At 68.5% G+C, this 25,504-nt stretch carries 25 protein-coding genes and 1 tRNA gene; 9 read left to right on the forward strand and 17 right to left on the reverse strand.

Features of this window, described 5'->3' with window-relative positions:
- Nucleotides 1-45: 45 nt before the first annotated feature.
- From ACIQ1T_RS08670 to ACIQ1T_RS08690, 5 genes are read right to left on the reverse strand one after another with little or no spacing between them, the layout of a single operon-like run.
- Nucleotides 46-447: an acyl-CoA thioesterase gene (locus tag ACIQ1T_RS08670; RefSeq protein ID WP_395944137.1), complete on the reverse strand. Its 402-nt coding sequence runs from the start codon at nucleotides 445-447 to the stop codon at nucleotides 46-48.
- Nucleotides 448-480: 33 nt separating this feature from the next.
- On the reverse strand, nucleotides 481-1,089 hold the full coding sequence (locus ACIQ1T_RS08675; protein ID WP_395944138.1) for a hypothetical protein: 609 nt from the start codon (nucleotides 1,087-1,089) through the stop codon (nucleotides 481-483).
- Between the two features lie 4 nt (nucleotides 1,090-1,093).
- On the reverse strand, nucleotides 1,094-2,254 hold the full coding sequence (locus ACIQ1T_RS08680) for a polysaccharide biosynthesis/export family protein (RefSeq protein ID WP_395944139.1): 1,161 nt from the start codon (nucleotides 2,252-2,254) through the stop codon (nucleotides 1,094-1,096).
- Nucleotides 2,255-2,284: 30 nt separating this feature from the next.
- A complete protein-coding gene (locus ACIQ1T_RS08685) occupies nucleotides 2,285-3,568 on the reverse strand; it encodes a glycosyltransferase family 4 protein (protein WP_395944140.1) in 1,284 nt (427 codons plus the stop codon).
- 10 nt (nucleotides 3,569-3,578) lie between these two features.
- Nucleotides 3,579-4,571, reverse strand: a complete 993-nt coding sequence (locus tag ACIQ1T_RS08690; RefSeq protein ID WP_395944141.1) for an SIS domain-containing protein — start codon at nucleotides 4,569-4,571, stop codon at nucleotides 3,579-3,581.
- Nucleotides 4,572-4,740: 169 nt separating this feature from the next.
- On the opposite strand from ACIQ1T_RS08690, the gene otsB reads away from it, so the two are divergent.
- From otsB to ACIQ1T_RS08705, 3 genes are read left to right on the forward strand one after another with little or no spacing between them, the layout of a single operon-like run.
- On the forward strand, nucleotides 4,741-5,499 hold the full coding sequence (gene otsB, locus ACIQ1T_RS08695; RefSeq protein WP_395944142.1) for a trehalose-phosphatase: 759 nt from the start codon (nucleotides 4,741-4,743) through the stop codon (nucleotides 5,497-5,499).
- 4 nt (nucleotides 5,500-5,503) lie between these two features.
- A complete protein-coding gene (locus ACIQ1T_RS08700; protein ID WP_395944143.1) occupies nucleotides 5,504-7,288 on the forward strand; it encodes a glycoside hydrolase family 15 protein in 1,785 nt (594 codons plus the stop codon).
- Nucleotides 7,289-7,342: 54 nt separating this feature from the next.
- Entirely contained in the window at nucleotides 7,343-8,755 is a 1,413-nt protein-coding gene (locus ACIQ1T_RS08705) for a trehalose-6-phosphate synthase (RefSeq protein ID WP_395944144.1), read from the forward strand.
- 9 nt (nucleotides 8,756-8,764) lie between these two features.
- Here ACIQ1T_RS08705 and ACIQ1T_RS08710 read toward each other — a convergent pair whose 3' ends face one another.
- The 6 genes from ACIQ1T_RS08710 to ACIQ1T_RS08735 all read right to left on the reverse strand — a co-directional run bounded on the left by ACIQ1T_RS08710 (nucleotide 8,765) and on the right by ACIQ1T_RS08735 (nucleotide 14,826).
- Nucleotides 8,765-9,751 carry an esterase-like activity of phytase family protein gene (locus ACIQ1T_RS08710; protein WP_395944145.1) on the reverse strand — a complete coding sequence of 329 codons (987 nt, stop codon included), beginning with the start codon at nucleotides 9,749-9,751 and terminating at the stop codon, nucleotides 8,765-8,767.
- Entirely contained in the window at nucleotides 9,748-11,634 is a 1,887-nt protein-coding gene (cobT, locus tag ACIQ1T_RS08715; RefSeq protein ID WP_395944146.1) for a cobaltochelatase subunit CobT, read from the reverse strand. Before cobT ends, ACIQ1T_RS08710 begins: the two co-directional genes overlap by 4 nt.
- Nucleotides 11,635-11,675: 41 nt before the next feature.
- On the reverse strand, nucleotides 11,676-12,929 hold the full coding sequence (locus ACIQ1T_RS08720) for a DUF418 domain-containing protein (RefSeq protein WP_395944147.1): 1,254 nt from the start codon (nucleotides 12,927-12,929) through the stop codon (nucleotides 11,676-11,678).
- 30 nt (nucleotides 12,930-12,959) lie between these two features.
- On the reverse strand, nucleotides 12,960-13,517 hold the full coding sequence (locus ACIQ1T_RS08725) for a phthalate transporter (protein ID WP_395944148.1): 558 nt from the start codon (nucleotides 13,515-13,517) through the stop codon (nucleotides 12,960-12,962).
- Nucleotides 13,514-14,395 (reverse strand): 3-hydroxybutyryl-CoA dehydrogenase, encoded by an 882-nt coding sequence (locus ACIQ1T_RS08730; RefSeq protein ID WP_395944149.1) that lies wholly within the window; start codon nucleotides 14,393-14,395, stop codon nucleotides 13,514-13,516. The genes ACIQ1T_RS08725 and ACIQ1T_RS08730 overlap by 4 nt, the downstream gene beginning before the upstream one ends.
- 125 nt (nucleotides 14,396-14,520) lie before the next feature.
- Nucleotides 14,521-14,826: a YggT family protein gene (locus ACIQ1T_RS08735; protein ID WP_395944150.1), complete on the reverse strand. Its 306-nt coding sequence runs from the start codon at nucleotides 14,824-14,826 to the stop codon at nucleotides 14,521-14,523.
- A 167-nt stretch (nucleotides 14,827-14,993) separates the two neighbouring features.
- On the opposite strand from ACIQ1T_RS08735, the gene ACIQ1T_RS08740 reads away from it, so the two are divergent.
- Nucleotides 14,994-15,069 (forward strand) — tRNA-Ala (locus ACIQ1T_RS08740).
- Between the two features lie 18 nt (nucleotides 15,070-15,087).
- Here ACIQ1T_RS08740 and ACIQ1T_RS08745 read toward each other — a convergent pair.
- Nucleotides 15,088-15,465: a hypothetical protein gene (locus tag ACIQ1T_RS08745; protein WP_395944151.1), complete on the reverse strand. Its 378-nt coding sequence runs from the start codon at nucleotides 15,463-15,465 to the stop codon at nucleotides 15,088-15,090.
- A gap of 140 nt (nucleotides 15,466-15,605) precedes the next feature.
- On the opposite strand from ACIQ1T_RS08745, the gene ACIQ1T_RS08750 reads away from it, so the two are divergent.
- Nucleotides 15,606-16,397 (forward strand): SDR family oxidoreductase, encoded by a 792-nt coding sequence (locus ACIQ1T_RS08750; protein ID WP_395944152.1) that lies wholly within the window; start codon nucleotides 15,606-15,608, stop codon nucleotides 16,395-16,397.
- 49 nt (nucleotides 16,398-16,446) lie between these two features.
- On the forward strand, nucleotides 16,447-16,809 hold the full coding sequence (locus ACIQ1T_RS08755; protein ID WP_395944153.1) for a hypothetical protein: 363 nt from the start codon (nucleotides 16,447-16,449) through the stop codon (nucleotides 16,807-16,809).
- A gap of 1 nt (nucleotide 16,810) precedes the next feature.
- Here ACIQ1T_RS08755 and ACIQ1T_RS08760 read toward each other — a convergent pair whose 3' ends face one another.
- The 4 genes from ACIQ1T_RS08760 to fsa are packed head-to-tail and all read right to left on the reverse strand — an operon-like array spanning nucleotide 16,811 to nucleotide 20,114.
- Nucleotides 16,811-17,758 carry a 2-hydroxyacid dehydrogenase gene (locus ACIQ1T_RS08760; protein ID WP_395944154.1) on the reverse strand — a complete coding sequence of 316 codons (948 nt, stop codon included), beginning with the start codon at nucleotides 17,756-17,758 and terminating at the stop codon, nucleotides 16,811-16,813.
- A 9-nt stretch (nucleotides 17,759-17,767) separates the two neighbouring features.
- Nucleotides 17,768-18,682, reverse strand: coding sequence for a tyrosine recombinase XerC (locus ACIQ1T_RS08765; protein WP_395944155.1), 915 nt, complete (start codon nucleotides 18,680-18,682; stop codon nucleotides 17,768-17,770).
- A gap of 28 nt (nucleotides 18,683-18,710) precedes the next feature.
- The gene (locus ACIQ1T_RS08770; RefSeq protein ID WP_395944266.1) at nucleotides 18,711-19,424 is read right to left on the reverse strand and encodes a DUF484 family protein; all 714 of its coding nucleotides are present in this window, start codon (nucleotides 19,422-19,424) and stop codon (nucleotides 18,711-18,713) included.
- Between the two features lie 36 nt (nucleotides 19,425-19,460).
- The gene (gene fsa / locus ACIQ1T_RS08775; protein WP_395944156.1) at nucleotides 19,461-20,114 is read right to left on the reverse strand and encodes a fructose-6-phosphate aldolase; all 654 of its coding nucleotides are present in this window, start codon (nucleotides 20,112-20,114) and stop codon (nucleotides 19,461-19,463) included.
- Nucleotides 20,115-20,144: 30 nt separating this feature from the next.
- Here fsa and ACIQ1T_RS08780 point away from each other — a divergent pair, with 30 nt between their 5' ends.
- Nucleotides 20,145-22,307: a primosomal protein N' gene (locus tag ACIQ1T_RS08780; RefSeq protein WP_395944157.1), complete on the forward strand. Its 2,163-nt coding sequence runs from the start codon at nucleotides 20,145-20,147 to the stop codon at nucleotides 22,305-22,307.
- A gap of 4 nt (nucleotides 22,308-22,311) precedes the next feature.
- Here the strand turns inward: ACIQ1T_RS08780 and ACIQ1T_RS08785 are convergent, their stop codons facing one another.
- Nucleotides 22,312-22,716: a Tat pathway signal protein gene (locus ACIQ1T_RS08785; protein ID WP_395944158.1), complete on the reverse strand. Its 405-nt coding sequence runs from the start codon at nucleotides 22,714-22,716 to the stop codon at nucleotides 22,312-22,314.
- Between the two features lie 132 nt (nucleotides 22,717-22,848).
- Between ACIQ1T_RS08785 and ahcY the strand changes: the two genes are divergently transcribed.
- Complete coding sequence (ahcY, locus tag ACIQ1T_RS08790) at nucleotides 22,849-24,240, forward strand: adenosylhomocysteinase (protein WP_395944159.1); 1,392 nt, start codon at nucleotides 22,849-22,851, stop codon at nucleotides 24,238-24,240.
- 27 nt (nucleotides 24,241-24,267) lie between these two features.
- Nucleotides 24,268-25,485, forward strand: a complete 1,218-nt coding sequence (locus tag ACIQ1T_RS08795; protein ID WP_395944160.1) for an NAD(P)/FAD-dependent oxidoreductase — start codon at nucleotides 24,268-24,270, stop codon at nucleotides 25,483-25,485.
- Nucleotides 25,486-25,504 lie beyond the last annotated feature (19 nt).

Below are 25,504 nucleotides of genomic sequence, written 5' to 3' on the forward strand. Positions count from 1 at the left end.
CGTCAGGTCAAGATTTCCGACCCTGCGGGTCGGGTTTGTCGCGCCCTATTCCTTGCCCGGCAGGGGGCGCGGCTTGCGGTTCTGGTCGATGGCCACATAGGTGAAGACGCCCTCGGTGACGCGGACCGAGGTGGCCAGGGGCTGGCCCCGCGCACGCTTCCAGGCCTCGACGTGGACGCGGATCGAGGTCCGGCCCGAGCCGATGACGTCGGCGTAGATGCTGACCTCGTCGCCGACCGCGACAGGCTGATGGAAGACCATGCCGTCCAGGGCCACGGTGGCGCAGCGGCCCTGGGCCAGTTCGAAGGCCGGGGTGGCGCCCGCCACGTCCATCTGCGCCAGCAACCAACCGCCGAAGATGTCGCCTTCGGGATTGGTGTCCGCCGGCATGGCGATGATGCGGCCGACCGGACGGGTCTCGGGCGGATATTCTGGGGCGTCGGGCATTCGAAACCTCTGGCGTTCGGGGAGGTCGCGTTCCTAGCGCGGCTTTACCGACTTGTCGCGCCTGGCGCGGCGCTTCTTCGGCGCGGCGGCGGAAGCGGGGGGATCGGCGTCCGGAACCGTCAGGGTCAGGCGCGACGCCCTCCGGGCCCTGGAATCCCGCAGGGCGCGCCAGGCGCCGCCCAGTTCCATGGCCGCGAGCAGGTGATCGTCGGTCAATACGCCCCGACGCGCGACGCGAAGATCGGCGATTTCATTCAGCAGGCGCGAAGCCGCAACCAGATCCGGCCGCCCCGACCTGGCCCCCAGGTCCTGCAGCCGCGCGAACCGCCAGCCCGCGTCGGACGTATGGGCCAAAACCAGGGCGAACCGGTCCTCGGGCGAGACGGACGCGCCGATAAAGGTCCAGTCGGCGGCGTTCGGATCCTTGCGATAATGGCCGGGCTGCGTCGGCAGGCCCGCCGCCGCATAGACCTCCAGCGCGCCGGCCTCGATTTCGTCGAGCGCCGAGGCGAGCGCTTCCGGCGGTGCGGACTCGGCTGTTTCCGGACGGTCGAACGGATCGACGTCCGGTGTGTCATTGACGGCCGAAGGCCGGCGCGCGCCGTCCGCCAGACGGGACAGCAGGATGCGCCAGCCCTTCATGAAATCAGTTATTGAGCGTGCTGGTCACCGACACATCATAGACGACACGAGTCAGGCTCTGAACCACCTCGAAGAATTTGCGCATCTCGGCGGCGCCGGCCAGAGGCACATAGATCACGTCTTCCGGCATGATCTGCATATTGGTGGCGGCGAAGACGTTGGCGGCGTCATTGAAGTCCAGCTGATAGACCACCGGCACCCCCTTCGGCGTCGCCGGCTGGGTAATGCCCAGGGCCTGGGCCACTTCCGGCCGCTCGAAGCGGAAGACCATGACGCGGCGCGCGTTGGCGGTATTGGTGTTCAGGCCGCCGACCTTGGACATGGCCCCCGTCAGGGTCATCGGACCGGCCGGCATGTCGACCTGGGTCACGGCGTTCAGGGCGCCGAAGGTCGAGAAGCGGCGCGGCTTGTATTGGACATTGATGACATCGCCACGCTGCAGGCGGACGTTCTCGTTGAACTCGGTCGTCACCGCCGTCATCGGCGCCAGATAGGTCTGGCCGCCGCGCTGGATGCTGATGGTCAGATCGTCAGTCTCGCGCGCCGAGCCGCCGGCCGCCGCGATGACGTCGAGGATGCGGTCGCTGCTGACGCCCAGAGGCGCGCGGCCGGGACGGCGCACGTCGCCGAAGACATTGACGGTGTTGGAGGCGTTGGCAGCGATGCCGACCAGGACCTGCGGATTAGCGACCTTGCCCACCAGGGCGCGGCGGATGGCGGCTGCCGCCTGAGGCGGGGTCAGGCCCTCGACGCGCACTTGGCCGGCGAAGGGTACGGCGACCGAGCCACTACGATCCACGGTCAGGCCCTGCAACGCCTGCGCGCCCCCCAAAGTCGGCGCGACTCCCCCGACTGCACTGCCAAGCGCGCCGCCGAACAGGCCGCCGCTCGGATCATAGATCGACACAGAAAGCGTATCGCCCTCGCCGATCAAATCGACCGCCTGCTCGCTGGACGCGGCCACCAGAGTGCCGAAGAACTGTGGCGGCACCATTTTGATACGCTCAGTGACTTCATAAGTCAGAGGCACCAGCGCATAGCTGCCCTCGCGCGCCGCCGCCGCCGCGCCCGCATTAATAGATGCCCCGGAGGGCCCGTCGCGCGGCAAAGTGGAGCAGCCGCCCAGAATGGCGACGATGGCAAGCGGCAGGATGGTGCGAGTCATGAAGCGAGACGGCCCTTGTTCGCGGATTGATTACAAGCCTTTGGGCGCACCCGCCAGAGGCGAAACGGCGGGCAGGCCGATCGCCTGGGCCACGATATCGAAATGCCCGGGCCAGTCGGGCGCGGCATAGGCGGTCGAGGCCTTGGGCGCGGTCCGCGTCGCCAGTTCGACGGCCGCGATCCAGCCTGGCCCGTCGAGGGGATCGATCAAGGTCGCATCCGGCGTCAGCTCTCGGTGCGGCGGAATGTCAGAGGCTATCAGCGGCACGCCCATGGCCCTCGCCTCGACGGCCGGAAGGTCGAATCCCTCGACCGAGGACGGCGCCAGGACCGCTCGCGCGCCGCGCATCAGCCTCGTCAGCAGGACATCGGACACGTCGGACGCCTGGTGCACCAGACCGCGCAGATTAGGCGACCGTTCCAGATGGTCCAGCACCGCCTCGTTCTCCCAGCCGTAACGACCGACCAGAACCAGGGAAGGGGCGTCCGGGCCCATCCGCTCTTCAAGCCGTCGCCACAGAGCCAGCAGAAAGGCCAGGTTCTTGCGCGCCTCTATGGTGCCGACATGGACGAAATAGGGGCGGGTCGTCGCGACCGCCTCGCCGGCGACGAAGGCGGGCTCCAGCCCGAGATGGGCGACGTGGACCGGCGGCTGCGGCAGGCCCTCGCACGAGGCGAAGGCGCGCAGTTCGTCCCCCGTATAGGCCGAGTTGACGATGATCCGGCTGGCGTGACGAAGGGTGTTGGCCACGCGGTCGTGATGTTTGTCTCCGTCGCCAGGGCGGCAGAACTCGGGATGGGTGACGGGGATCAGGTCGTGGATCAGGACCACCCGCTCTACGCCCATCGTCTCCAGCTCATGCAGGGCGGCCGGGTCGTGCAGGGTGGTGTGGCCCACGTTCAGATAGAGATCGGCCGACGGCAGGGCGGCGACATGGCGCGACCGAAAGAACTGTTTGAACACCCGACTCTTGGCGGCGGGCCTGGCCGGGACTGGCTCGGGCGGCGGGCTGATCACCGAGGCGGCAGGCCGGGTCGAAGCCGTGAGGGCGGCCAGCAGACGCGCCTCGTGTGCCGGATCGCCGGATGCGTTTTCGGCGCCGTTCCAGCGCGTGCGCAGGTCGAGGATGAAGCGTCGGAACCAGTCGCCCTTGACCGCGACCAGTCGCCCTTTGCGGCCGCGCACCGGAATGACGGTCACATCCGGCCGCGACAGCAGCCACTCGGCGTAGGCCAGACAGACCCGGTCCACGCCTGTCGGGGCGGAACGGTCGGCCCGGCTCATCAGCCGACTGGCGTCGTAAAGGATGCGCATGGTCCGGCCCTCAGGCGACGTAGCCGGCCTGCATCAGTTCGGCGATGTGGACGATGGCGGTCGGCCGCCCGTCCTCGACCACGAACAGGTTGGAGATCTTGTTGGCGCTCAAGAGATCGACGACGTCGCTCATCCGGGCGTCCGGATCGACGGTGATCGGGTTGGCGCCCATGATGTCGGCGGCCGTCAGGCCGGTGATGTCGCGCTGGAAGGCGCGGCGAAGGTCGCCGTCGGTGACGATCCCGGCCAGGGTTCCATCGGGATTCAGCACGGCGACCGCGCCCTTGCGCCCCTCGGTGATGGCCGAGACGACCGCGCTGAAGCTGGCGTTCAGCGGCACGCTGGCGGGGGCGGCGGCGTTGTCGCCCATCCATTCGCGCACGCTTTGCAGGCTCATGCCCAGGGCGCCGCCCGGGTGGTGCAGACCGAAGTCCATGGCGCTGAATTGGCGGCGGTCCATCAACACCATGGCCAGAGCGTCGCCCAGGGCCAGGGTCATCAGGGTCGAGGTGGTCGGCGCCAGGCCGTTGGGGCAGGCCTCGGCCACCTTGGGCATGGTCAGGCAGACAGCGGCGTTGCGGCCAAGGAAGCTGGTCGGGCGCTGGGTGATGGCGATCACCGGAATGCCGTTGCGCTGGCAATAGATCAGCGGGTCGCGCAATTCGCGGCTCTCGCCCGAATTGGAGATGGCCAGGACCGTCACGTCGGGCCGCAGCATGCCCAGGTCGCCGTGGCTCATCTCGGCGGGATGGACGAAGAAGGCGTTGGTGCCGGTCGAGGCCAGGGTGGCGGCGATCTTGCCGCCGATATGGCCCGACTTGCCCATGCCGGTCACGACCACATAGCCGGGGCGGCTCATGATCACGTCGACGGCGCGGGCCATGGAGACGTCGATGGACCGCTCCAGAGCCTCCAGGGCCTCGATGTTCAGCCGCATCACCTCGCGGGCGCGGTCGGTCATCACGGCGATGTCTTCGGGCGACGAATGGACGATCTCGGTCATAGTCTGCAGGCCCGTCGTCGGGCTCTCCTTGGTGCGAGGCGCGCGATCTGCCCCATCCCGACGAAGCGCGCAACCTGACCTTTCAGACGACTTTGTCGCTTTCGGGTCAACCTTTGCCGGACTGGCGCGTTAGGTGACCTCGGGGAAGTCGAAAAGAGTTCAAGTCCACATGCCGTCTCACGCCGGATCTGCCGATCTGTTGCTCGCCGCGCCGCCCGTCCGCGCGGACGGGATCGCCCTGTTCCTCGACATGGACGGGGTCCTGGCGCCGATGGCGCCGACGCCGGACGCTGTAGGGCCGGTCGCGCGACGCACCGCCGCCCTGAAGGCGGTCGAGGCGCGGCTGGGCGGCCGCGTCGCTATCGTCAGCGGCCGGACCATCTTGGAGATCGACCGGATTTCCGACCATGCCCTGACCTCGGCTTCGGGCGTGCACGGATTGGAGCGTCGACTGAAGGACGGTTCGATCCGGCGCGGCGAACCCGATCCCGGCGTGGCGCGCGCCCTGGCTGCCTTCAAGGCCTTCGCCGCCGAACGCCCCGGCATGATCGTCGAGGACAAGAGCGTGTCAGCCGGTCTGCATTACCGTCAGGCGCCGGATCAGGCCGCCGCCGCCAGGGATCTGGCGCATCTGCTTCAGGCCGAGACCGGCCTGTCTCTGCAGCCCGGCCATATGGTCCTGGAACTGAAGACGCCCGGCGCAGACAAGGGAACCGCCGTGACCGAATTCATGCAGGACGACGCCTTCAAGGGCGCAATCCCCGTCATGCTGGGCGATGACCTGACCGATGAATACGGCTTCGAAGCCGCCGCCGCCCTGGGCGGCTATGGCGTGCTGGTCGGGCCGCAGCGCAAGACCGCAGCCCGTTATCGACTGGACGACGTCGACGCCGTCCTGACCTGGCTTGAAGCCGTGGCGGAGGCCTGATTCCATGAAGCCCAATCTCGACCTCTTCCCCATCGGCAACTGCGCCATCAGCGCCCTGATCGACCGCCAGGGTCGGTTCGTCTGGGCCTGCGCCCCGCGCGTGGACGGCGATCCGGTCTTTTCGGCCCTGATGAACGGCGAGGATCCGGACCACGGCTACTGGTCCGTCGAACTGGAGGGGCTGAAACACGTCAGCCAGGCCTATGTCCGCAATACGCCGGTGCTGCGCACCGTCCTGACGGCCGAGGACGGCGCATCGGTCGAGATCATCGACTTCGCGCCGCGCCATCCGAAACATTCGCGCACCTATCGCCCCCTGGCGTTCGGGCGGATCGTCCGGCCGCTGGAGGGAACGCCGCGCATCCGCATCCGGCTGCGGCCGTCGGCCGACTGGGGCGCCAAGCCCGCGCCCCATACATCCGGCTCGAACCATATCCGCTTCATCTGCCCGGACGTGACCTTCCGACTGACCACCGACTGCCCGGTGTCGCATGTGCTGGACGAGCGGGTCTTCCGGCTGGAGCGCCAGCACGCCTTCTTCTTCGGCCCGGACGAGGGCTATGATCAGGACGTCGGTCCGGGCGTCCAGGTCGCCCTGGATCGCACCGTCGCCTATTGGCAGGAGTGGGTGCGCAAACTCTATCTGCCGCTCGACTATCAGGACGCGGTCATCCGCGCGGCCATCACCTTGAAGCTCTGCGCCTATGAGGAGACGGGGGCCATCGTCGCCGCCATGACGACTTCGGTGCCGGAGTTCAGGGAGAGCGGGCGCAACTGGGACTATCGCTACTGCTGGATCCGCGACGCCTATTATACGGTGCGGGCGCTGAACCGTCTGGGCGCGGTCGATATCTTGGAGAACTACCTCGTCTATCTGAGGAACCTGGTCGACGATTCCGCCGGCGGCCACGTCCAGCCCGTCTATGGCGTGGGGCTGGAGCCCGGCATCGGCGAGAGCATCGTCGACACGGTCGAGGGCTATCGCGGCATGAAGCCCGTGCGGATCGGCAACCAGGCCCACGAACATCTGCAGCACGACGTGTACGGACAGATCGTCCTGCCGCTGGTCCAGTCCTTCTATGACCAGCGCCTGCTGCGGCCCGGCACCATCGACGACTTCTACGCTCTGGAAAAGGTCGGCGAGCGGGCCTTCGCCATGCACGACCAGACCGACGCCGGCCTGTGGGAGTTCCGCACCATCGCCCGGGTCCACACCTATTCGTCGGTCATGTGCTGGGCCGCCTGCGACCGCCTGGCCAAGGCGGCGGACCATCTGGGCCTGACCGGGCGCGCCGACACCTGGCGCACCCGCGCCGACATCATCCGCCAACGGATCGAGAAAGAGGCCTATCTGCCCGAAGAGGGCCGGTTCGCCGCCAGCTATGGCGGGACCGAGCTGGACGCCTCTCTGCTGCAGATGACAGACCTGGGCTTCCTTGACGCCCACGATCCGCGCCAGGTCGCCACCTTCGACGCCATCGAGCGCGACCTGAAGAAGGGCAGCCACCTGTTCCGCTACGTCGAGCCGGACGATTTCGGCGCGCCGGAAACAGCGTTCAACTTCTGCACCTTCTGGTTCATCGAGGCCCTCTATCAGAACGGACGCGTCGATGAGGCGCGCGAGATCTTCGAGGAAATGCTGGGTCGCAGGACCCATGCCGGTCTGCTGAGCGAGGACATATCGATCGAAGACGGCGAATTGTGGGGCAACTACCCCCAGACCTATTCCCTGGTCGGCATCATCAATTGCGCCGTGATGTTGAGCCGTTCCTGGACCGATGTGCGTTAACTCGCCGAACGCCGTGTTTGGCCCCAGGGCTGGGGTCGCCGCCAAAGTGAAGTCATGAGTCGTCTAATCGTCGTATCCAATCGGGTCTCCGCCCCCACAGACCCGGCCGCAGGCTCCGCCGGCGGCCTGGCCATGGCCCTGTCCGCCGCCCTGCGAAAATACGATGGACTGTGGTTCGGCTGGTCCGGCGAGACGGTCGAGGAATTCACCGGCGAGATGAAGGTCGAGGATCGGGCCGGGGTCACTGTCGGCCTGGTCGATCTGGAGCCCCAGGACGTCGACGAATATTACAACGGCTACGCCAACAAGACCCTTTGGCCCCTGTTCCACCATCGGATCGATCTGGCCCAGTATGAGCGGACCTATGGCGAGGGCTACGAGCGGGTGAACCGCCGCTTCGCCGAGGTCCTGGCTCCGGTGATCGAGCCGGACGACATCATCTGGATCCACGACTATCACATGATCCCGATGGCGCGGGATCTGCGCCGCCTTGGCGTGAAGAATCGGATCGGCTTCTTCCTGCACACCCCCTGGCCGGCCCGCCAGCTGCTGGTCACCCTGCCCCATCACCGTCGCCTGGTGGAGTCGATGTTCGACTTCGACCTGATCGGCTTCCACACCCGTGAATGGAGCGACCTGTTCACCGACTATGTGGTCAGCGAGGCCCAGGGCGAGCTGTTCGGTCACGGCGGACTGGAATGTTTCGGGCGGCGGGTCCAGACCGGCGTCTTCCCCATCGGCATCGACGTGGACGGCTTCCTGCAGGCGCGGAACTCGACCCTGGGCGCCCGCACCTATGACCGGATGGCGGCCTCGGCGGCCTTTCGGGCCATGATCGTCGGCGTCGACCGGCTGGACTATTCCAAGGGGCTGGAGGAGCGGCTGCTGGGCTACGAGCAGTTCCTGCACGACAACCCGTCGATGAGGGGCGAGGTCTTCCTGCTGCAGGTCACGCCGATCTCGCGCGACGACGTGGACTCCTATCAGGATCTGCGGGCGCGGCTGGATTCCCTGGCCGGGCGGGTCAACGGCGCCTTCGCCGACATGGACTGGCAACCGATCCGTTATCTGAACCGCACCTATCGCCGCGACCAGTTGGCGGGCATCTATCGCGCGTCCAAGGTCGGGCTGGTGACGCCGCTGCGCGACGGCATGAATCTGGTGGCCAAGGAATATGTCTGCGCCCAGAATCCCGAGGATCCGGGCGTGCTGATCCTGTCGCGCTTCGCCGGGGCGGCCGAGCAGATGCGGGAGGCCCTGCTGGTCAATCCCTATAGCCGCGAGGAGTTGTCGGACGCCATCCAGAAGGCGCTCACCATGCCTCTGGCCGAACGGATCCGGAAATGGGAGGCCCTGATGCAGGTGGTGCGCGACACCGATGTCGGCATCTGGCGCGACGACTTCGTCCAGGCCCTGCAGGCCACCGAGGAAGCCCCCCTGGCGACCCAGTGGGCCGGCGCGGCCTGAGTTTTCTCCCTAGCGGACGTCGAAGGCCAGCATCAGGGTGCGCTGGGCCGGATTGAAATTGTCGTCGGACAGGATGTAGAGGCGCGTCGCCCCGTGGCGCGCCTCGGCGGCGATCCCCTCGAAATTGTCGGTCGTGCCGGGCAGTTTCAGCTCGACCAGCACAGGCCCCAGCGTCCCGTCCGGCGCCATGCGGCGAATGCGGGCGCGGGCGTCGAAGGGCAGTCGGAACAGGCGCTCGACCACATACCAGCCGTCGCCGGACGGGTCGCGATCCATGCCGGTGATCCGGTACTGTTCGGTCGGGACCGGCGTCGCGGGCGGCGGCGTCACCTCGACGCAGCGGGCAGGCGAACAGTCCCACAGACCGCCCGCCTCGCCCGCTACGCGCCAACCATTGGGCGCGGCGGACAGGCCTTCCATGCCGTCGTTCTCGGCGAAGGCGAAGCCGGGGATGCGCAGGGCGCGCGGCGCGGCGTTCAGGGCCGCCAGCGGGCCGTAGTTCCAGATCCGATGCTTGCGTTCAAAACTGACCAACAGGTCGCCGCCGTCGGTGACGGCCAGGCCCTCGGCGTCGCCGTCCTGCTTGTCCGCAATCGGTTTTCCGTCCTGCAGGGTCAGTCGCCGTGAACGGAATCGGTCAAGACCGACCAGACGGCCCGCAGCGTCCAGACGAAGATCGGCGCGCACCAGATCGCCGGTGTCCGACACGGTGACGACGCCGCCGTCGCCGGTCAGTTTCAGGTCCGACAGGCTGTGCAGCGGCGAGGTGGGGGTCGCAACGATCTCGATCCCGCCGGCGTAATCCACATTGCCCGCCAGCCGCGCCCCGCCAGGGAAGCCCAGGCCGACCTGTTTCAGCTGCGCGCCCACGGCGGTCCAGCCGTTCTCGGGCCGGGCGTCCGGCGCCGGCGCGCCCAGCGAGGCGGCGCAGGCGGTCAGGGCCAGAGCGGCCCAGACGACGCCCAGACGACGGAACTTCGCGGCGGGCGAGTTCACGCCGCCAGCTTCCTGCGCGTTCGGCGGGCCGGACCGGCGGCGGGCTCGGTCTCGAACAGTTCGGCCAGCTTCTCGGTCATGGCGCCGGCCAGCTGTTCCACATCGACGATGGTCAGGGCCTTGCGGTACCAGCGGGTCACGTCGTGGCCGATGCCGATGGCCAGAAGCTCGACCGGCGACCGGTTCTCGATCTCGGCGATGACCTGACGCAGGTGTTTGTCCAGATAAAGGGCGGCGTTGGCGCTCTGGGTCGAGTCGTCCACCGGTGAGCCGTCGGAAATCACCATCAGGATGCGGCGCTGTTCGGTGCGCGCCAGCAGGCGGCCGTGCGCCCACTGCAGGGCCTCGCCGTCGATATTCTCCTTCAGCAGGCCTTCTCGCATCATCAGGCCCAGGTTCTTCTTGGCCCGGCGCCAAGGCGCATCGGCGGCCTTGTAGATGATATGGCGCAGGTCGTTCAGGCGGCCCGGATTGGCGGGCTTGCCGGCGCTGATCCAGGCCTCGCGGCTCTGCCCGCCCTTCCAGGCGCGCGTGGTGAAGCCCAGGATCTCGACCTTGACCCCGCACCGCTCCAGCGTCCGCGCCAGGATGTCGGCGCAGACCGCCGCCACCATGATCGGCCGACCGCGCATCGAGCCCGAATTGTCGAGCAGCAGGGTCACCACCGTATCGCGGAACGGGCTCTCGCTCTCGGCCTTGAACGACAGGGGGGCGGTCGGGTCGGTGACGATCCGCGTCAGTCGGGCCGTATCCAGCATCCCCTCTTCCAGATCGAACATCCAGGATCGGTTCTGCTGGGCCAGCAGGCGCCGCTGCAGCTTGTTGGCCAGACGCGAGACCACGCTGGAGAGAATGGTCAATTGCTGGTCCAGCAGGTTGCGCAGCCGGTCCAGCTCCATCGGGTCGCACAGGTCGGCGGCGTCCACCACCTCGTCATAGGCCGTGGTGAAGACGCGGTAGAAGTCGACCGCCCGCCCGTCGTCGGCGTTCTGCTGGCGGTTGGGCTGCTGGCCCTCGTTCAGTTCGGGACCGTCCTCGGAGCCGTCGCCGTCCGGATCGGCGGGCGCGCCCTCCGGCCGGCTCTCGCGTTCCTGTTCGGCGGAGGGGTCGTCGGAATCGCCCTCCATCGACTGGCCGCCTTCGCCGCCGTCCTGTTCCTCGTCGTCCTGATCGGCGTCGTCCTGGGCCTCCGGCTCCTGCGGATCGGGTTCTTCTTCGCTGGGATCCTCGGAAGCGTCGTCGCCCCGTCCGTCTCCGGGGTCCAGATCCAGGGCGCGCAGCACCTCCCGCATCTTCTCGGCGAAGGCTTCCTGATCGCCGGCGGTCGCGGCCAGGGCGTCCAGCTTTGCGCCGGCCCTGGCCTCGATATTGGCGCGGACCAGATCCAGCATGGCCTTTGCGCCGTCAGGCGCCTGACGGCCGGTCAGACGTTCGCGCACCAGAAGCGCCACGGCCTCGGACACCGGCACCCGGTCCGCCTCGGCGACGCGCAGGGCGCCGGTCTTCTCCAGTCGGGTGATCAGGGCGGCGCCCAGATTGTCGCGCACGCCGGCCAGATATTCGGAACCCACGGCCTCGACCCGCGCCTGTTCGACGGCGTCGAACACCTCCGCTGCCTTGCTGTCGAGCGGCCGCATCCGGGCGTTGATCGTCTCGTCGTGATTGGCCAGGCGCAAGGCCAGTCGGTCGGCCTGCCCGCGCAGCGAGGCGCTCTCGGGCCCCGAGGGATCGCGCGGCGGATGCGGCAGGGTCAGGACGCCGCCGACCAGACGGGGCCCCTCCGAACCGAACAACACCTCCAGTTCGGGCTGTTCGGCCAAGGCCCGGGCCGCGTGACCCAGGGCGCGCTTGAAGGTTTCGGCGGGAGTATCCGGGGCGGCCATGGCCCCCAGTTAATCCCTTCGCGCCTGCGATAAAAGCGGCGTCAGACTTCTTTTCGGATCGGCACCAGACGGCCGTAGGTCAGGCAGCGCCAGACCCATTCCAGCGGCCCCATGCTGAACCTCGACAGCCACAGCGGCGACCAGATCAGTTGAAGGATCCAGATCGCGATCACCATGCCCCACAGGGCGGGCCGATCGACCTGGCCCATCAGCCCCAGGCCGCGCCCGCCGTAGAAGATGGTGGTCATGATCAGGGACTGGGTCAGATAGTTGGTGAAGGCCATCCGCCCGGCGGCGGCCAAGGGCGACAGAAACCGGGCCGCCCCTCCCTTCCACAACAGGATCAGCACCGCCGCATAGCCCAGGCTGACCAGCGGATTGAGCAGCCCCTCGACCCCGCCGGCCCAAAGGAATTTGGCGCCCGCCATCTGGTCCTGCCAGGTCAGCCACACCACCACCGCCAGGGCGGCCGCGCCGACGACCAGGGTCACGACATAGACGCCGACGCCGCGCTCGCCCTTGAAGAAGCCGGTCTTGAACAGACCCAGGCCGATCATCATCAGGCCGACGGTGGGAAAGACGAAGGCCAGGACGCTGGGCAGTTGCAGGGCGACCCAACCCGCGAAATTCTGACGATAGGCCCCGGCCAGCGACCCGGCGGCGTCGGCGAACTGGGCCCGGACCTCGGCGATCCGCTCGGCGCTGGGGTGCAGCTGGGCCATCACCTCCGCCTGGGTCTCGGGCGGAGCGAACTGAAGCGTCAGCGGTCCGACGATCTGCAACGCGGTGAACAGGCCGTACAGGATCACGCCCAGGATGAAGAGGGTGCGCGGCCGCCAGGAACGGGCGAACATGACGAACAGGCCGGACCAGGCATACAGCAGCAGCACATCGCCCCACCAGATCGCCAGGCCATGCAGCAGGGCGAAGACGAACATCCAGAACAGTCGCCGCCGCAACAGCTTGCCGCGCGGCCTGTCCCCACGCTCTCCGCCGACCAGATACAGAGACACCCCGAACAGCATCGAGAACAGGGTGATGAACTTCTGGTGGAAGAAGGCGTCCACGATCCAGATCGACAGCGCCGACCAGCCTTCGTCGGGGAAGGGCCAGAGCTCGGCGTTGCCATAGGCGGACATGGTCACGGCGAAACCGCCGACATTGACCGCCAGAATGCCCAGGATGGCCAGGCCGCGGATCAGGTCCAGCGGAGCGATCCGCTGTTTCGGCCCGACCGGCGCCAGGGCGGGACTCGGCGCCAGAGCCGGCTGTGTGTGAATGTCTTCGGCCGCCATCTGGATCCCCCAATCCTTGCAGCGAGATCCTCAGCCCTTGGGCATCAGACCCAATCTGTCCTTGACCGCCGGCCTCGCCTCGAAAGCGATGAAGGCGGCGCAAAGACCCGCCCAGAGTGCATAGCTGACGCCCACGATCATGGCGATGGGCAGACCGCCGACGCCGAAGATCAGCAGGGTCGTCTCGGTCGCGCCCAGGGCCTGCATGAAGTCGCCGGCCTCGAGCCAGCCCGCCGCCACCATGCCCAGGGCCAAGACCACCTGCAGCACAGCTGCGACCAGACCGCCGAACAACATGAAGCGCCAGACCACGCCCAGGCGGGTGCCAGGCCGGCCGTCGCGCCGGCGTTCGACGATGATCCGCCAGAGGCCCAGCGGCACGGCGACCAGTCCGACCAGCAGCACCATCAGCCGCCAGTCCAGATCACGCCCCGCCGCGATCGCGTGCGGCGGCCAGAACGGCAGGGTCAGCAGCAGCGGCGGCCATGCCGCGCCCGCCAGAGAGGCCAGGATCGGGTACAGGGGCGCCGGCCGCGAATGGATGGTCGCCTGTCCCGGCAGGTCCGAATAGGTCTCGAACCGGCTCATCGCGTCGGCACCGGGGTCTCGCCGGAATAGTCATAGAAGCCGCGGCCGCTCTTGCGGCCCAGCCAGCCGGCTTCGACATATTTCACCAGCAGCGGGCAGGGCCGGTATTTGCTGTCGGCCAGACCGTCGTACAGCACGTTCATGATGGCCAGGACCACGTCCAGCCCCATGAAGTCGGCCAGCTCCAGCGGCCCCATCGGATGATTGGCGCCCAGGCGCAGGGCCTTGTCGATCGAGGCGACGTTCCCGACCCCTTCGTACAGGGCGAAGATGGCCTCGTTCATCATCGGCACCAGGATGCGGTTGACGATGAAGGCGGGGAAGTCCTCGGCGTCCGTGGTCGTCTTGCCCAGGCTCTCGGCGAAGGCGACGGCCGCGGAATGGGTTTCGGCCGAGGTGGCGATGCCGCGCACGATCTCGACCAGTTTCATGATCGGGGCCGGCTTCATGAAGTGCAGGCCGATGAACCGGTCGGGCCGGTCGGAGGCCGACGCCAGGCGGGTGATCGAAATAGACGAGGTGTTCGAGGCCAGCAGGGTCTGCGGGCCCAGATGGGGCGCGACCTGGGCATAGACCGCCTTCTTGACCGCCTCGTCCTCCAGCGCGGCCTCGATGACCAGGTCGGCGCCGGCGACGGCGTCGGCGATCACATCGGTCACGGTGATGCGGGCCAGGGCGGCGTCGGCGTCGGCCTGGCTGACCAGACCCCGGCCGACATGGCGCGCCAGACTGGCGGCGATCTCGCCCTGGGCCAGCGGCAGCCGGGCGGCGGCCACGTCGTAGAGCCGAACCGAATAGCCGCCCAGCGCCACCGCATGGGCGATGCCTGCGCCCATCTGTCCGGCGCCCAGGACGGCGACTGTGGTGATCGTGCTCATGAACCGTGGTCAATAATGGTCGGGGCGGGCACCTTTAGGAACCCAGCGGATCGGCGCAAGGGCGGAATCGCGCTTCGCCGCCAGAATCCCGCCGCCCGTGTCCGCCCGACCTCTCGGAATGGGCCTCAGCCCAACAGACCGATCAAGGCCGGCGCGGCGGCGCGATTGAACAGCACGCTGGCGAACTGCAGCAGCAGGATGACCACGATCGGCGAGATGTCGATCCCGCCCAGGTTCGGAATGATGCGGCGGAACGGCTCCAGCAACGGCGCGGTGACCCGGTCCAGGAAGGTGCCGACCGAATAGACGAAGCGGTTGCGATAGTTGACGACGTCGAACGCGACCAGCCAGCTCAGGATCGCCTGGGCGATGATGAACCAGATCATCAGACTGATGACGGCGTTGACCAGCCAGACGATGGCGAAACCCATGGACGCTTCTCCTGCTCCGAGCGAACGGCGCTTCTAGCCCGTCCGGGGCCCCTCAGACAACGCCCCTCACGGCCCTGCTTCATTTGCGCGCACAAGGCCGTTGACACCTGGCCCGCCCGCCTTCTATGTCCCGCCCTCGCCTGGAGGCCCGGTCCAGCACTGGAAACGGGGCCGTAGCTCAGTTGGTAGAGCGCGTCGTTCGCAATGACGAGGTCAGGGGTTCGACTCCCCTCGGCTCCACCAGGCGGCTTTTCGGAAAATCTATTTCAGCGCGACATAGCCGCGCTCGACCATGCGGCGCAGGGCTTCGTAGGCTTCGGCCAGTTCGTCGTAGGCGGTGCGGGCGGCGGTCAGGCGCGCGACCTGGTCGGCGGTGACCGGGGATCCCGAATGAGCCAGCCGCAGCGCCTCCGCACCCCATTTGGCGCGGGCGCCGGCGGTCATGACGGCCAGTTTCTGCAGGGATCCGGCGTCCAGGCCGGTCAAGGCCTGACCGATCAGCTCCTTGTTGGCGACATAGGCGGCGTAGTCGATCTGCTCCAGTTGGCCGCGCAGACGGCGCTGTTCGTGCGGATCGGTGTCCTGGGGTTCGAAATGGTCGCTGTGGCGACGCACGCTCGAGGTCATCTTGGTCGACATGGGCCGGCCCTCCCCGGCCTGTCCAGACGGCTGCTGGCGGCCGCATGGGGATGAAGGTGCGCCGCGTCGGTTAACGCCGCGTTGCGTCGGGAGGCCGGACGCCCGATATCCGAGACCTGACCAGACACACGGAGCCGACCATGGACCTGAAACTCGCCCGCAAACGCGCCCTCGTCTGCGGCGGCTCCTCCGGGCTCGGTCGCGCCGTCGCAACAGCTCTGGTGGCCGAAGGCGCCCATGTCGCCCTGCTGTCGCGCGACGCGACCACCCTTCAGCTCGTAGCGGACGAGCTGAACGCCATGGGTCCGGGCAAGGCGGTGATCGTCACGGCCGACCTGGCCGACCACGAGGCCCTGCTGAAAGCCGCCGACCTGGCCGAGGAACTGCTGGGCGGCCATATCGAGATCCTGCTGAACAACACCGGCGGCCCGCCGCCGTCGGGCGTGTCGAACCTGGATCCGTCGGTCTGGCGTGATCATTTCGAGTCGATGGTCTTGTCGATCTTCCGCCTGACCGACCGGGTGCTGCCACGGATGCGGGCCGCCGGCTGGGGACGCATCCTCAACGTCGCCTCGATCACCGTGGTCGAGCCTTCGGCCGCCCTGGGCGTGTCCAACACCCTGAGGGCCTCGGTCGCCGCCTGGGCCAAGACCCTGGCCAACGAGGTCGGGCCGGACGGGGTGACGGTCAACACCCTGCTGCCCGGCCGGATCGACACCCCGCGCATCGAACGCCTGGACAAGGCGACGGCCGAACGCACGGGCACGACGCCCCAGGAAGCCCGTGCGGAATCCGTCAAGACCATCCCCGTCGGTCGTATCGGCACGACCGAGGAGTTCGGCGCCGTCGCCGCCTTCCTGGCCAGTCCGCTAGCGGCCTATGTCACCGGGTCGCTGATCCGGCTGGACGGCGGGGCGATCAAGGCCATCTAGTCAATCCGCGGTTGCAGGTCTAACATCGGGTCCGAAACGGGAGGATCCGATGCTGGCCTTGCTCATTCTGGCGCCCCTGATGCTGGACCCGCCCGACGATGCGAGGCGGGTTCCCCGGGCGCCGATGGTCGATCAGGCCATGGCGTGGAACGTCAATCATGAGAGGGCGCGCTGCGACAATCTCCTGATCGAGGCGGAAGACGCGAACGGCCCGGCGGTGCGGCTGGATCGCTCGCTCGACGACGGGCAGGTGCGGAAATATCTGCTGCTGGACCGACGCGACCAGAACAACTGTCCCCTGCCGATCAGCTATCCCGTCCTGGACCAGCCCCAGGCCCTTGGCCGCAACCTCGCCGCGCCGCAACCGATCACGCCGACGCGGCCCGCCAGGCCGGCGCGGCCCGGCCAGTAGGTCAGCCCGGAACCGGGGTGACCGGCGGCCTGTCCGCCAGGACGGCCTCCAGATTGGACATCATCAGTTCGGCCATGGCGTTGCGCGTCTGGACCGTGGCCGAGGCGACGTGGGGCGTCAGGACGCAGCGATCGCTGTCGATCAGGGCCTGGGGCACGTTCGGCTCGTCGGCGAAGACATCCAGACCCGCGCCGCCCAGTCGACCAGCGGCCAGGGCGGCGACCAGGGCGTCCTGGTCCACCACCTCGCCGCGCGCGACATTGACCAGGACGCCGGTCGGGCCCAGCGCCTCCAGAACCTCGGCCGAGACTAGGCCCCGGGTGGCGTCCCCGCCGGGCACGATGACGATCAGCACGTCGACCGCCGACGCCAGCGCCACCAGGTCCGGAACGTGCCGCCACGGCGCGTCCGCGACCGGTCGGCGGGTGTGATAGGCGATGTCCCCGGCGAAGGGCTCCAGCCGCCGGGCGATGGCCTGGCCGATCCGGCCCAGGCCCAGGACGCCGTAGCGCAGGCCGGTGGCGCTGCGCGACAGGGGCGGCGGCCCTTCGGCGGCCCAGCGGCCGGCGCGGACATAGGCGTCGACCACGGTCAGCCTGCGCAGAACCGACAGGGCCAGAAGCACGGCCAGATCGGCGACGTCGTCGTTCAGAACGTCGGGCGTATGGGTGACGACCACGCCGCGCGACCGAGCATGGGCGACGTCGGTCAGGTCGTAACCGACCGCATGGACCGAGATGATCTTCAGCGCCGGCAGGGCGTCGATCAGCCGGGCGTCGACGGTCGTGGCCCCGGAGGCGGCGACGGCCGTGATCCGGTCGGCGACCTCCGGCGGCGGCAGGCCGTCCGGGCCGGGGCGATGCAGGGTCCAGCCGAGGGCGGGGGCGCACTCGGTCAGCAGCTTGTCGGCGAGGGCGGGGAGGCCGATCGCGAGGATGTCGATGCTCATCCGCCCGTTCTAGGCGCGGGGATGGGCCGCCGCATAGGCGTTCAAAAGTCTATCGGCGTCGACGCCGGTGTATTTCTGGGTCGTCGACAGACTGGCGTGGCCCAGCAGTTCCTGGATCGAACGCAGGTCGGCGCCGGCGCCCAGCAGATGGGTCGCGAAACTGTGGCGCAGGGCGTGGGGCGTGGTTCGCTCGGGCAGGCCCAGCCGGCCGCGCAGCCGCTGGACCGAGGCCTGGACATGGCGCGGACTGAGCGGGCCGCCGCGCCGGGCGCGGAACAGGGCGTCGGCCGGCTGCAGCGGAAAGGGCTGCAGCGCCAGATAGGAGTCCACCGCCTGGCGCACGGCGGGAAGTATGGGCGCGATCCGGGTCTTTGAGCCCTTGCCGAGAATACGCAGGGTCTCGCCCAGGGGCGCATCGGCGCGAGTCAGGGCCATGGCCTCGGATATGCGCAGGCCGCAGCCGTAGAGCAGGGTCAGGACGGCGCGGTCGCGCGCCGCCTCCCAGGGTTCAGCGTCGGGATCGGCGTCCGGTTCGGCCAACAGGCCGCGCGCCTGGTCCTCGGTCACCGGCCGAGGCAGGGAGGGCTTGATCCGGGGGCCGCGCACCAGGGCCAGCTGGGGCGTCGGCGTGTCCAGCCGCCGGTCGAGAAAGGCGTGAAAGCCGCGAATGGCCGACAGGCTCTGGCTCAGCGACCGGGCGCCCAGAGGATGATCGCCGGATCGACGCTCGGCCATGTGGGCGCGGACCTCGGCGGCGGTGACGGCTCCCATGTCCTTCAGCGACAGGGTCTCGCCGCGATGACGTTCCAGGAAGGCGAGATAGAGCCGACCCACATGGCCATAGGCTTCCAGCGTGCGGGGCGACAGCCGCCGCTCGTGCGCCAGGTGGTCGAGCCAGGCGCGCAAGGCCTCGGAGGCGGTCATTCGCCCCCCTCGTGCGGGGTTTGGGGGGTCAGTTCAGAACCGGCCATCGCTCGGCCATCCGCTCCACCACCCGGGCGATGAAGGCCGCCAACTCGCACCCCATGGTCGGGGTGAAGCCCTCTTCCTCGAGTGAGCCGAAGGCGCAGATGCAGGGACGCGGCGGTTCGCCGGGCGTCAGATGCGGAGCCATGCGGATCAGGGCGATCGACCGGACCTCATCCCCGGCGGCGCCGAACAGGTCCAGCCCGTCGAAGGCCGGGCCCAGCCAGGTCAGACCGTGCTCGCCCAGCAGATTGTCGACGGCCCCCGCCTCCAGCGCCTTCCAGCCAAACGGCACCCCCCCGGGCTTTTCCAGCGCGATGGCGGCGGCGGCGAGGCCGAACCGGCCCTGGGCCGCGCCGTCCAGCCGCCGCGCCAGGTCCGAATGATTGCGCGCCTCCATCAGGTCCAGGGTCGCGACATGGGTCTGGGTCTGGGCGGCGAAATTGGCGCGGGCGATCAGCTCGATCTCGCGCCGGGCGCCGGTCTCGCGCTCGACCACGGCCTCGAGCCGCGTCAGGGCGGCGGCGCCGAATTCGACCACGTTGCGGCCATGCGGACGCAGGCCGATCTCCTCCAGAAGGGAGCGGTCGTCGAGCAGGGTCTGCGGATGGGTCTGCAGCCAGCCGCGCACGTCGGGCCAAAGCAGGCCGTCGCCGATATGCGGCGTTACGTCCGATTCCGACGTTTCGAACAGGTCCAATGAGCCGCTCAACAGACCTCTCCGGGAAGTACGATGCTACAGAATAGACTGGCCGGTCTTGGCCCAGTCCGCCACGAAGGCATCAAGCCCCTTGTCGGTTAACGGGTGGTTCACCAGGGCCTTGAATGTGTCGGCGCCGAAGGTGGCGGCGTCCGAACCGGCGACGGCGGCGGCGGCCACATGGGCGACGTTACGCAGGCTGGCGGCCAGGATCTGGGTCTCGAAACCGTGGACGTCGTACAGGACGCGGATCTCTTCCAGCAGGCCGATGCCGTCGGCGCCATTGTCTTCCAGTCGGCCGACGAAGGGCGAGACGAAGGTGGCGCCGGCCTTGGCGGCCAGCAGGGCCTGGGCGGCCGAGAAGCACAGGGTGACATTGGTCTTGATCCCCTTGTCGGTGAAGACGCGGCAGGCGCGCAGACCGTCCCAGGTCAGGGGCAGTTTGACGACGACGTTGGGGGCGATGGCCGCCAGCTTGTCACCCTCCTTGACCATGGTCTCGAAATCGAGCGAGACGGCCTCGGCGGAAATCGGCCCCTCGACCAGGGCGCAGATTTCGGCGATGACCTCGGCGATGTTCCGACCCGACTTGGCGATCAGCGACGGATTGGTGGTGACTCCGTCCACCATGCCGGTGGGGATCATGTCCTTGATGACGGCGACGTCGGCGGTATCGAGAAAGAGTTTCATGGGCGGCTTCATAGCCGAGGGCGCGGTCTGGTGAAAGTCGCCTCGGTCCTCATTCCCCTGCCGGTGCCGGAAGCCTTCGACTACGAGGTTCCGGAGGCGCTGACGCTGGCGCGCGGCGACCAGGTGGCCGTGCCCCTGGGGCCGCGGCTGATGCGCGGTATCGTGTCAGAGGTGTTCGAGACCACCGGCTCCAACCGCCGGCTGAAGGCGGTCGAGCAGAGACTGGACGATCCGGCCCTTCCGCCCCGCGTGGTCGATTTCGTCGAATGGGCGGCGCGCTGGACCCTGTCGGCGCCCGGCGAGATGGCGGCGACGGCTCTGAAGGGGCTGCGCGCGCCGCGTCCTCGGCCCGAGCGTCGAGTGCGTCGGATCAGCGACCGTCTGCCCGTCCGCGCCACTCCGGCCCGGACCGGAGTTCTGGAGGCCCTGGGCGACCGCGCCATGCCCGCCGGCGACCTCGCCCGCGCAGCCGGGGTCTCGTCCGGCGTGGTCAGGGGACTGGTCGACGAAGGCGTTCTGGAGATCATCGAGATCGCCGCCGAGGCGGCTTTCGATCTTCCCGAACCTGACCATGCCCCGGCGGCCTTGAACAGCGACCAGGCGGCGGCGGCCGCGGCCCTGTCCGAGGGGGGGGCCCGTGGCGGATTCCGCCCCTTCCTGCTGGACGGGGTCACCGGCTCGGGCAAGACCGAGGCCTATCTGGAGGCGGTGGCGCGGGTGCTGCGCGCCGACCCGGCGGCCCAGATCCTGATCCTCCTGCCCGAGATCGCCCTGACCCAGGCCCTGATCGAGCGGATCACCGCCCGGTTCGGCGCCGCACCGGCCGAATGGCATTCCGGCGTCGCCCCGCCGCGCCGTCGCCAGGTGTGGGAGGCTGTGGTCGCCGGCCGCTGCAATATCGTGGTCGGCGCCCGCTCGGCCCTGTTCCTGCCCTTCGTCAATCTGCGACTGATCATCGTCGACGAGGAACACGACGGCTCGTTCAAACAGGAGGAGGGGCTGGTCTATCACGGCCGCGACCTCGCCGTGGCCCGGGCGCGGATCGAACAGGCGGCCGTGGTCCTGGCCTCGGCGACCCCGTCGCTGGAAACCTTGTGGAACGCCCAGAGCGGTCGTTACGAGTGGCTGAAGCTGGGCGCACGCCACGGGACGGCGGTTCTGCCCGACATCGATCTGGTGGACCTGCGCCAGGCTCCGCCCGATCCCCAGACCTGGCTGTCCCAGACCCTGCGCGAGGCGATCGGCGAGACTCTGGCGCGCAGCGAACAGACCTTGCTGTTCCTGAACCGGCGCGGTTATGCGCCCGTGGTCCTGTGCCGCGTCTGCGGCCATCGGTTGACGGCGCCGGACACGGATTCCTGGCTGGTGGAGCATCGCTACACCGGCCGGCTGGTCTGCCACCTGACCGGCTTCTCCATGCCGCGACCGAAACTGTGCCCGTCGTGCGGGGCCGAGGATTCCCTGGTCTCGGTCGGTCCCGGCGTCGAACGGGTCGAGGAGGAGGTGCGCCAGCTGTTTCCCGAGGCGCGGACGGCCGTGTTCAGCTCAGACACCGTGCCGGACGCCAGGTCGGCGCGCGCGTTGATCCAGCGGATGACGGACGGCGAGATCGACATCCTGGTGGCCACCCAGGCGGCCGCCAAGGGCCACAACTTCCCGCGCCTGACCCTGGTGGGGGTGGTGGACGCGGACCTGGGCCTGCGCGGCGGCGACCTGCGTGCGGCGGAACGGACCTATCAGCTGCTGGCCCAGGCCACGGGACGCGCAGGGCGGGCCGACCGGCCGGGACGCGCCCTGCTGCAGACCTGGACCCCCGAACATCCGGTCCTTCAGGCCCTGTCGGCCGGCGACCGCGACGCCTTCATCGAGGCGGAGATGGCCGAGCGCGAGGCGGCCTCCCTGCCGCCCTACGGCCGGTTGGCGGCGATCATCCTGTCCAGCGAGAACGCGGCGGCGGTAGAGAAAGTCGCCGCCGACCTGGCCCAGGCCATTCCCAACGCCGAACGACTCGAGGTCTATGGACCAGCCGACGCCCCTCTGGCCCTGGTGCGCGGGCGACGCCGCAAGCGGCTGCTGGTGCGGGCCGATCGGGACGTGAATATCCAGGCCTTCCTGCGGGCCTGGCTGGCGCGGGTGAAGCTGCCGGGGTCGGTCCGCCTGACGGTGGACGTGGATCCCTATTCCTTCCTCTGACGGCTCAGACCGCCATCACCGTGCCGAGCAGCAGGCGGGCGCCGGCCCGGCCCAGGGTGGCGTTGGTCGCCGCCTGCAGGGCGCCGGCCAGTTGGTCGATGTTGGGCACCGCGCCGGGACGCAGGCCGCTGGCGAACCTCTGGGCGGCGGTGTTGTAGGCGGCGCGCAGGCGCGGGGCTGACTGCTGGGCGCGGGTGCGCAGGGCCGCGTCGGGCACGTCCACCCCGGTCTCGATCGACAGGACCCCGCGACGACCGTCCGCATGGATGATCGAGGCGGTCACCACCGGCAGGCGGAAGTAGGTCTCGGCCGACGCGCCCCCGCCACTCTCGCTCGACGAGGCGGAGACAGGGGTCGAGGCGGCGGCTGTCGCGACGACGGCGAGACCGAGAAGGGCGCGGCGTTCCATGCGCCCGTCCTAACGGCGATCGCTTAAGAAAAGGCTGAGCCACGCATATAAGGACATCCTTATATGTTTATTGCTCCTTCACGTCTGCCGGGCTATGAGGCCCGAAACCTCTTGCGGCCAGGAGCCCCTGCCATGACCGACTACATCATCCGCGACATCACCCTGGCCGACTGGGGCAAGAAGGAAATCGCGATCGCCGAGACCGAGATGCCGGGCCTGATGGCGCTGCGCGACGAGTTCGGCAAGGATCAGCCGCTGAAGGGCGCCCGTATCGCCGGCAGCCTGCACATGACCATCCAGACGGCGGTCCTGATCCAGACCCTGGAAGCCCTGGGCGCCGAAGTGCGCTGGGCCTCGTGCAACATCTTCTCGACCCAGGACCACGCCGCCGCCGCCATCGCCGCGGCCGGCACCCCGGTCTTCGCCACCAAGGGCGAGACCCTGGAAGAATACTGGGACTACGCCCACAAGATCTTCGAATGGGCCGACGGCGGCTATCCGAACCTGATCCTGGATGACGGTGGCGACGCCACCCTGCTGTGCGTGCTCGGCCCGAAGGCCGAGAAGGACATCTCGCTGCTGTCCAACCCGCAGAACGAAGAGGAAGAAGCCCTCTTCAAGGTGATGAAACGCTATATCGCCGAGAAGCCCGGCTTCTATTCGGCCATCCGCGACGCCATCGGCGGCGTGTCGGAAGAGACGACCACGGGCGTGCACCGCCTGTACCAGATGGCCGAAAAGGGCGACCTGCCCTTCCCCGCCATCAACGTCAACGACAGCGTCACCAAGTCGAAGTTCGACAACCTGTACGGCTGCCGTGAATCCCTGGTCGACGCCATCCGTCGCGGCACCGACGTCATGCTGTCGGGCAAGGTCGCCGTGGTCTGCGGCTACGGCGACGTGGGCAAGGGCTCGGCCGCCTCGCTGCGCCAGGGCGGCGCCCGCGTGATCGTGACCGAGATCGACCCGATCTGCGCCCTGCAGGCGGCGATGGAAGGCTACGAGGTCCAGACCCTGGACGACGCCGCCGAGCGCGCCGACATCTATGTGACGACGACCGGCAACAAGGACGTCATCACGGTCGAACACATGCGCCGGATGAAGAACAACGCCATCGTCTGCAACATCGGCCACTTCGACTCGGAGATTCAGGTGGCCGGCCTGAAGAACTTCAAGTGGGACGAGATCAAGCCGCAGGTCCACCACGTCGAATTCCCGGACGGCAAGAAGATCATCCTGCTGTCGGAAGGCCGTCTGGTGAACCTGGGCAACGCCACGGGTCACCCCTCCTTCGTGATGTCGGCGTCCTTCACCAACCAGACCCTGGCCCAGATCGAACTCTGGACCAACATCAAGGCCTACGAGAACAAGGTCTACACCCTGCCTAAGCACTTGGACGAGAAGGTCGCCTTCCTCCACCTGGCCAAGCTGGGCGCCAAGCTGACCGTCCTGTCCAAGGAGCAGGCCGACTATATCAACGTGCCGGTCGAAGGCCCGTTCAAGGCGGACCACTACCGTTACTAAGACCCTCTCACGCCTGAGAGACCCGAAATGACGAGGACGTCTGTCGATGTCCTCGTCGTCGGCGCCGGCGCGGCCGGCATGATGACGGCCATCGAGGCCGGACGGCGCGGCCGTCGGGTTCTGGTGGTCGACCACGCCGACCGGCCCGGCGAGAAGATCCGCATTTCCGGCGGCGGCCGCTGCAATTTCACCAATCTGGGCTGCGGGCCGGCGAACTTCCTGGGCGAGAACCCCCGGTTCGCCACCTCCGCCCTGAAGCGTTTCACCCAGCACGACTTCGTCAAGCGGATCGACCGCGCCGGCATCGCCTGGCACGAGAAGACCCTGGGTCAGCTGTTCTGCGACGACAGCGCCAAACAGATCGTGCGGCTGCTGACCGACCAAATGGCCGAGGCCGGGGTCGAGCTGCGGATGAAGACCGGCGTGGGCCGGATCGCCCGCGCCGACGACGGCTGGTCCGTCGCCCTGTCGGACGGGACACAGGTCGCGGCGGCGTCCCTGGTCGTGGCGACCGGCGGCAAGTCGATCCCCAAGATGGGCGCGACCGGCTGGGCCTATGAAATCGCACGTCAGTTCGACATCCGCGTCACCGAGACCCGCCCCGCCCTGGTCCCGCTGACCTTCGAGGCCGGCCTGCTGGAGACCCTGACGCCGCTGGCGGGGGTGGCGGTGGACGCCGTCGTCGCCCCGGCGCCGGAAACCAAGCCAGACGCCAAGGCGCGCAAAGTCCGTTTCACCGAAGCCATGCTGTTCACGCACCGCGGGCTCAGCGGACCGGCCATTCTGCAGATCAGCTCCTACTGGCGCGAAGGCGAGGCCATCGTCGCGTCGATGGCGCCGGGGCGAGATGTATTCGAGGAGTTGAAGGCCGCGAAGGCGGCGAACGGACGCCAGGCCGTGCACACGGCCCTCGGCCATATCGTGCCGCGTCGCCTGGCCGAGAGCCTGTGCGCACGCGAGGGGGCGGCGGGCAATCTGGCCGATCTGTCGGACAAGACGCTGCGGCGGCTGGATCAGGCCGTCAACGCCTGGAGCGTCAAGCCGGTCGGATCCGAAGGCTATCGCACCGCCGAGGTGACCTTGGGCGGCGTGGACACCGCCGTCCTGGACCAACAGACGATGCAGGCCAAGGCCCTGCCCGGCCTGTTCTTCGTCGGCGAGGCGGTCGATGTCACCGGCTGGTTGGGGGGCTATAATTTCCAGTGGGCCTGGTCATCGGGCTGGGCGGCCGGCCAGGTCTGCTAGAGACCGCCTCGACAGCGAC

Source organism: Brevundimonas sp. (assembly GCF_044336875.1).
GTDB lineage: Bacteria > Pseudomonadota > Alphaproteobacteria > Caulobacterales > Caulobacteraceae > Brevundimonas.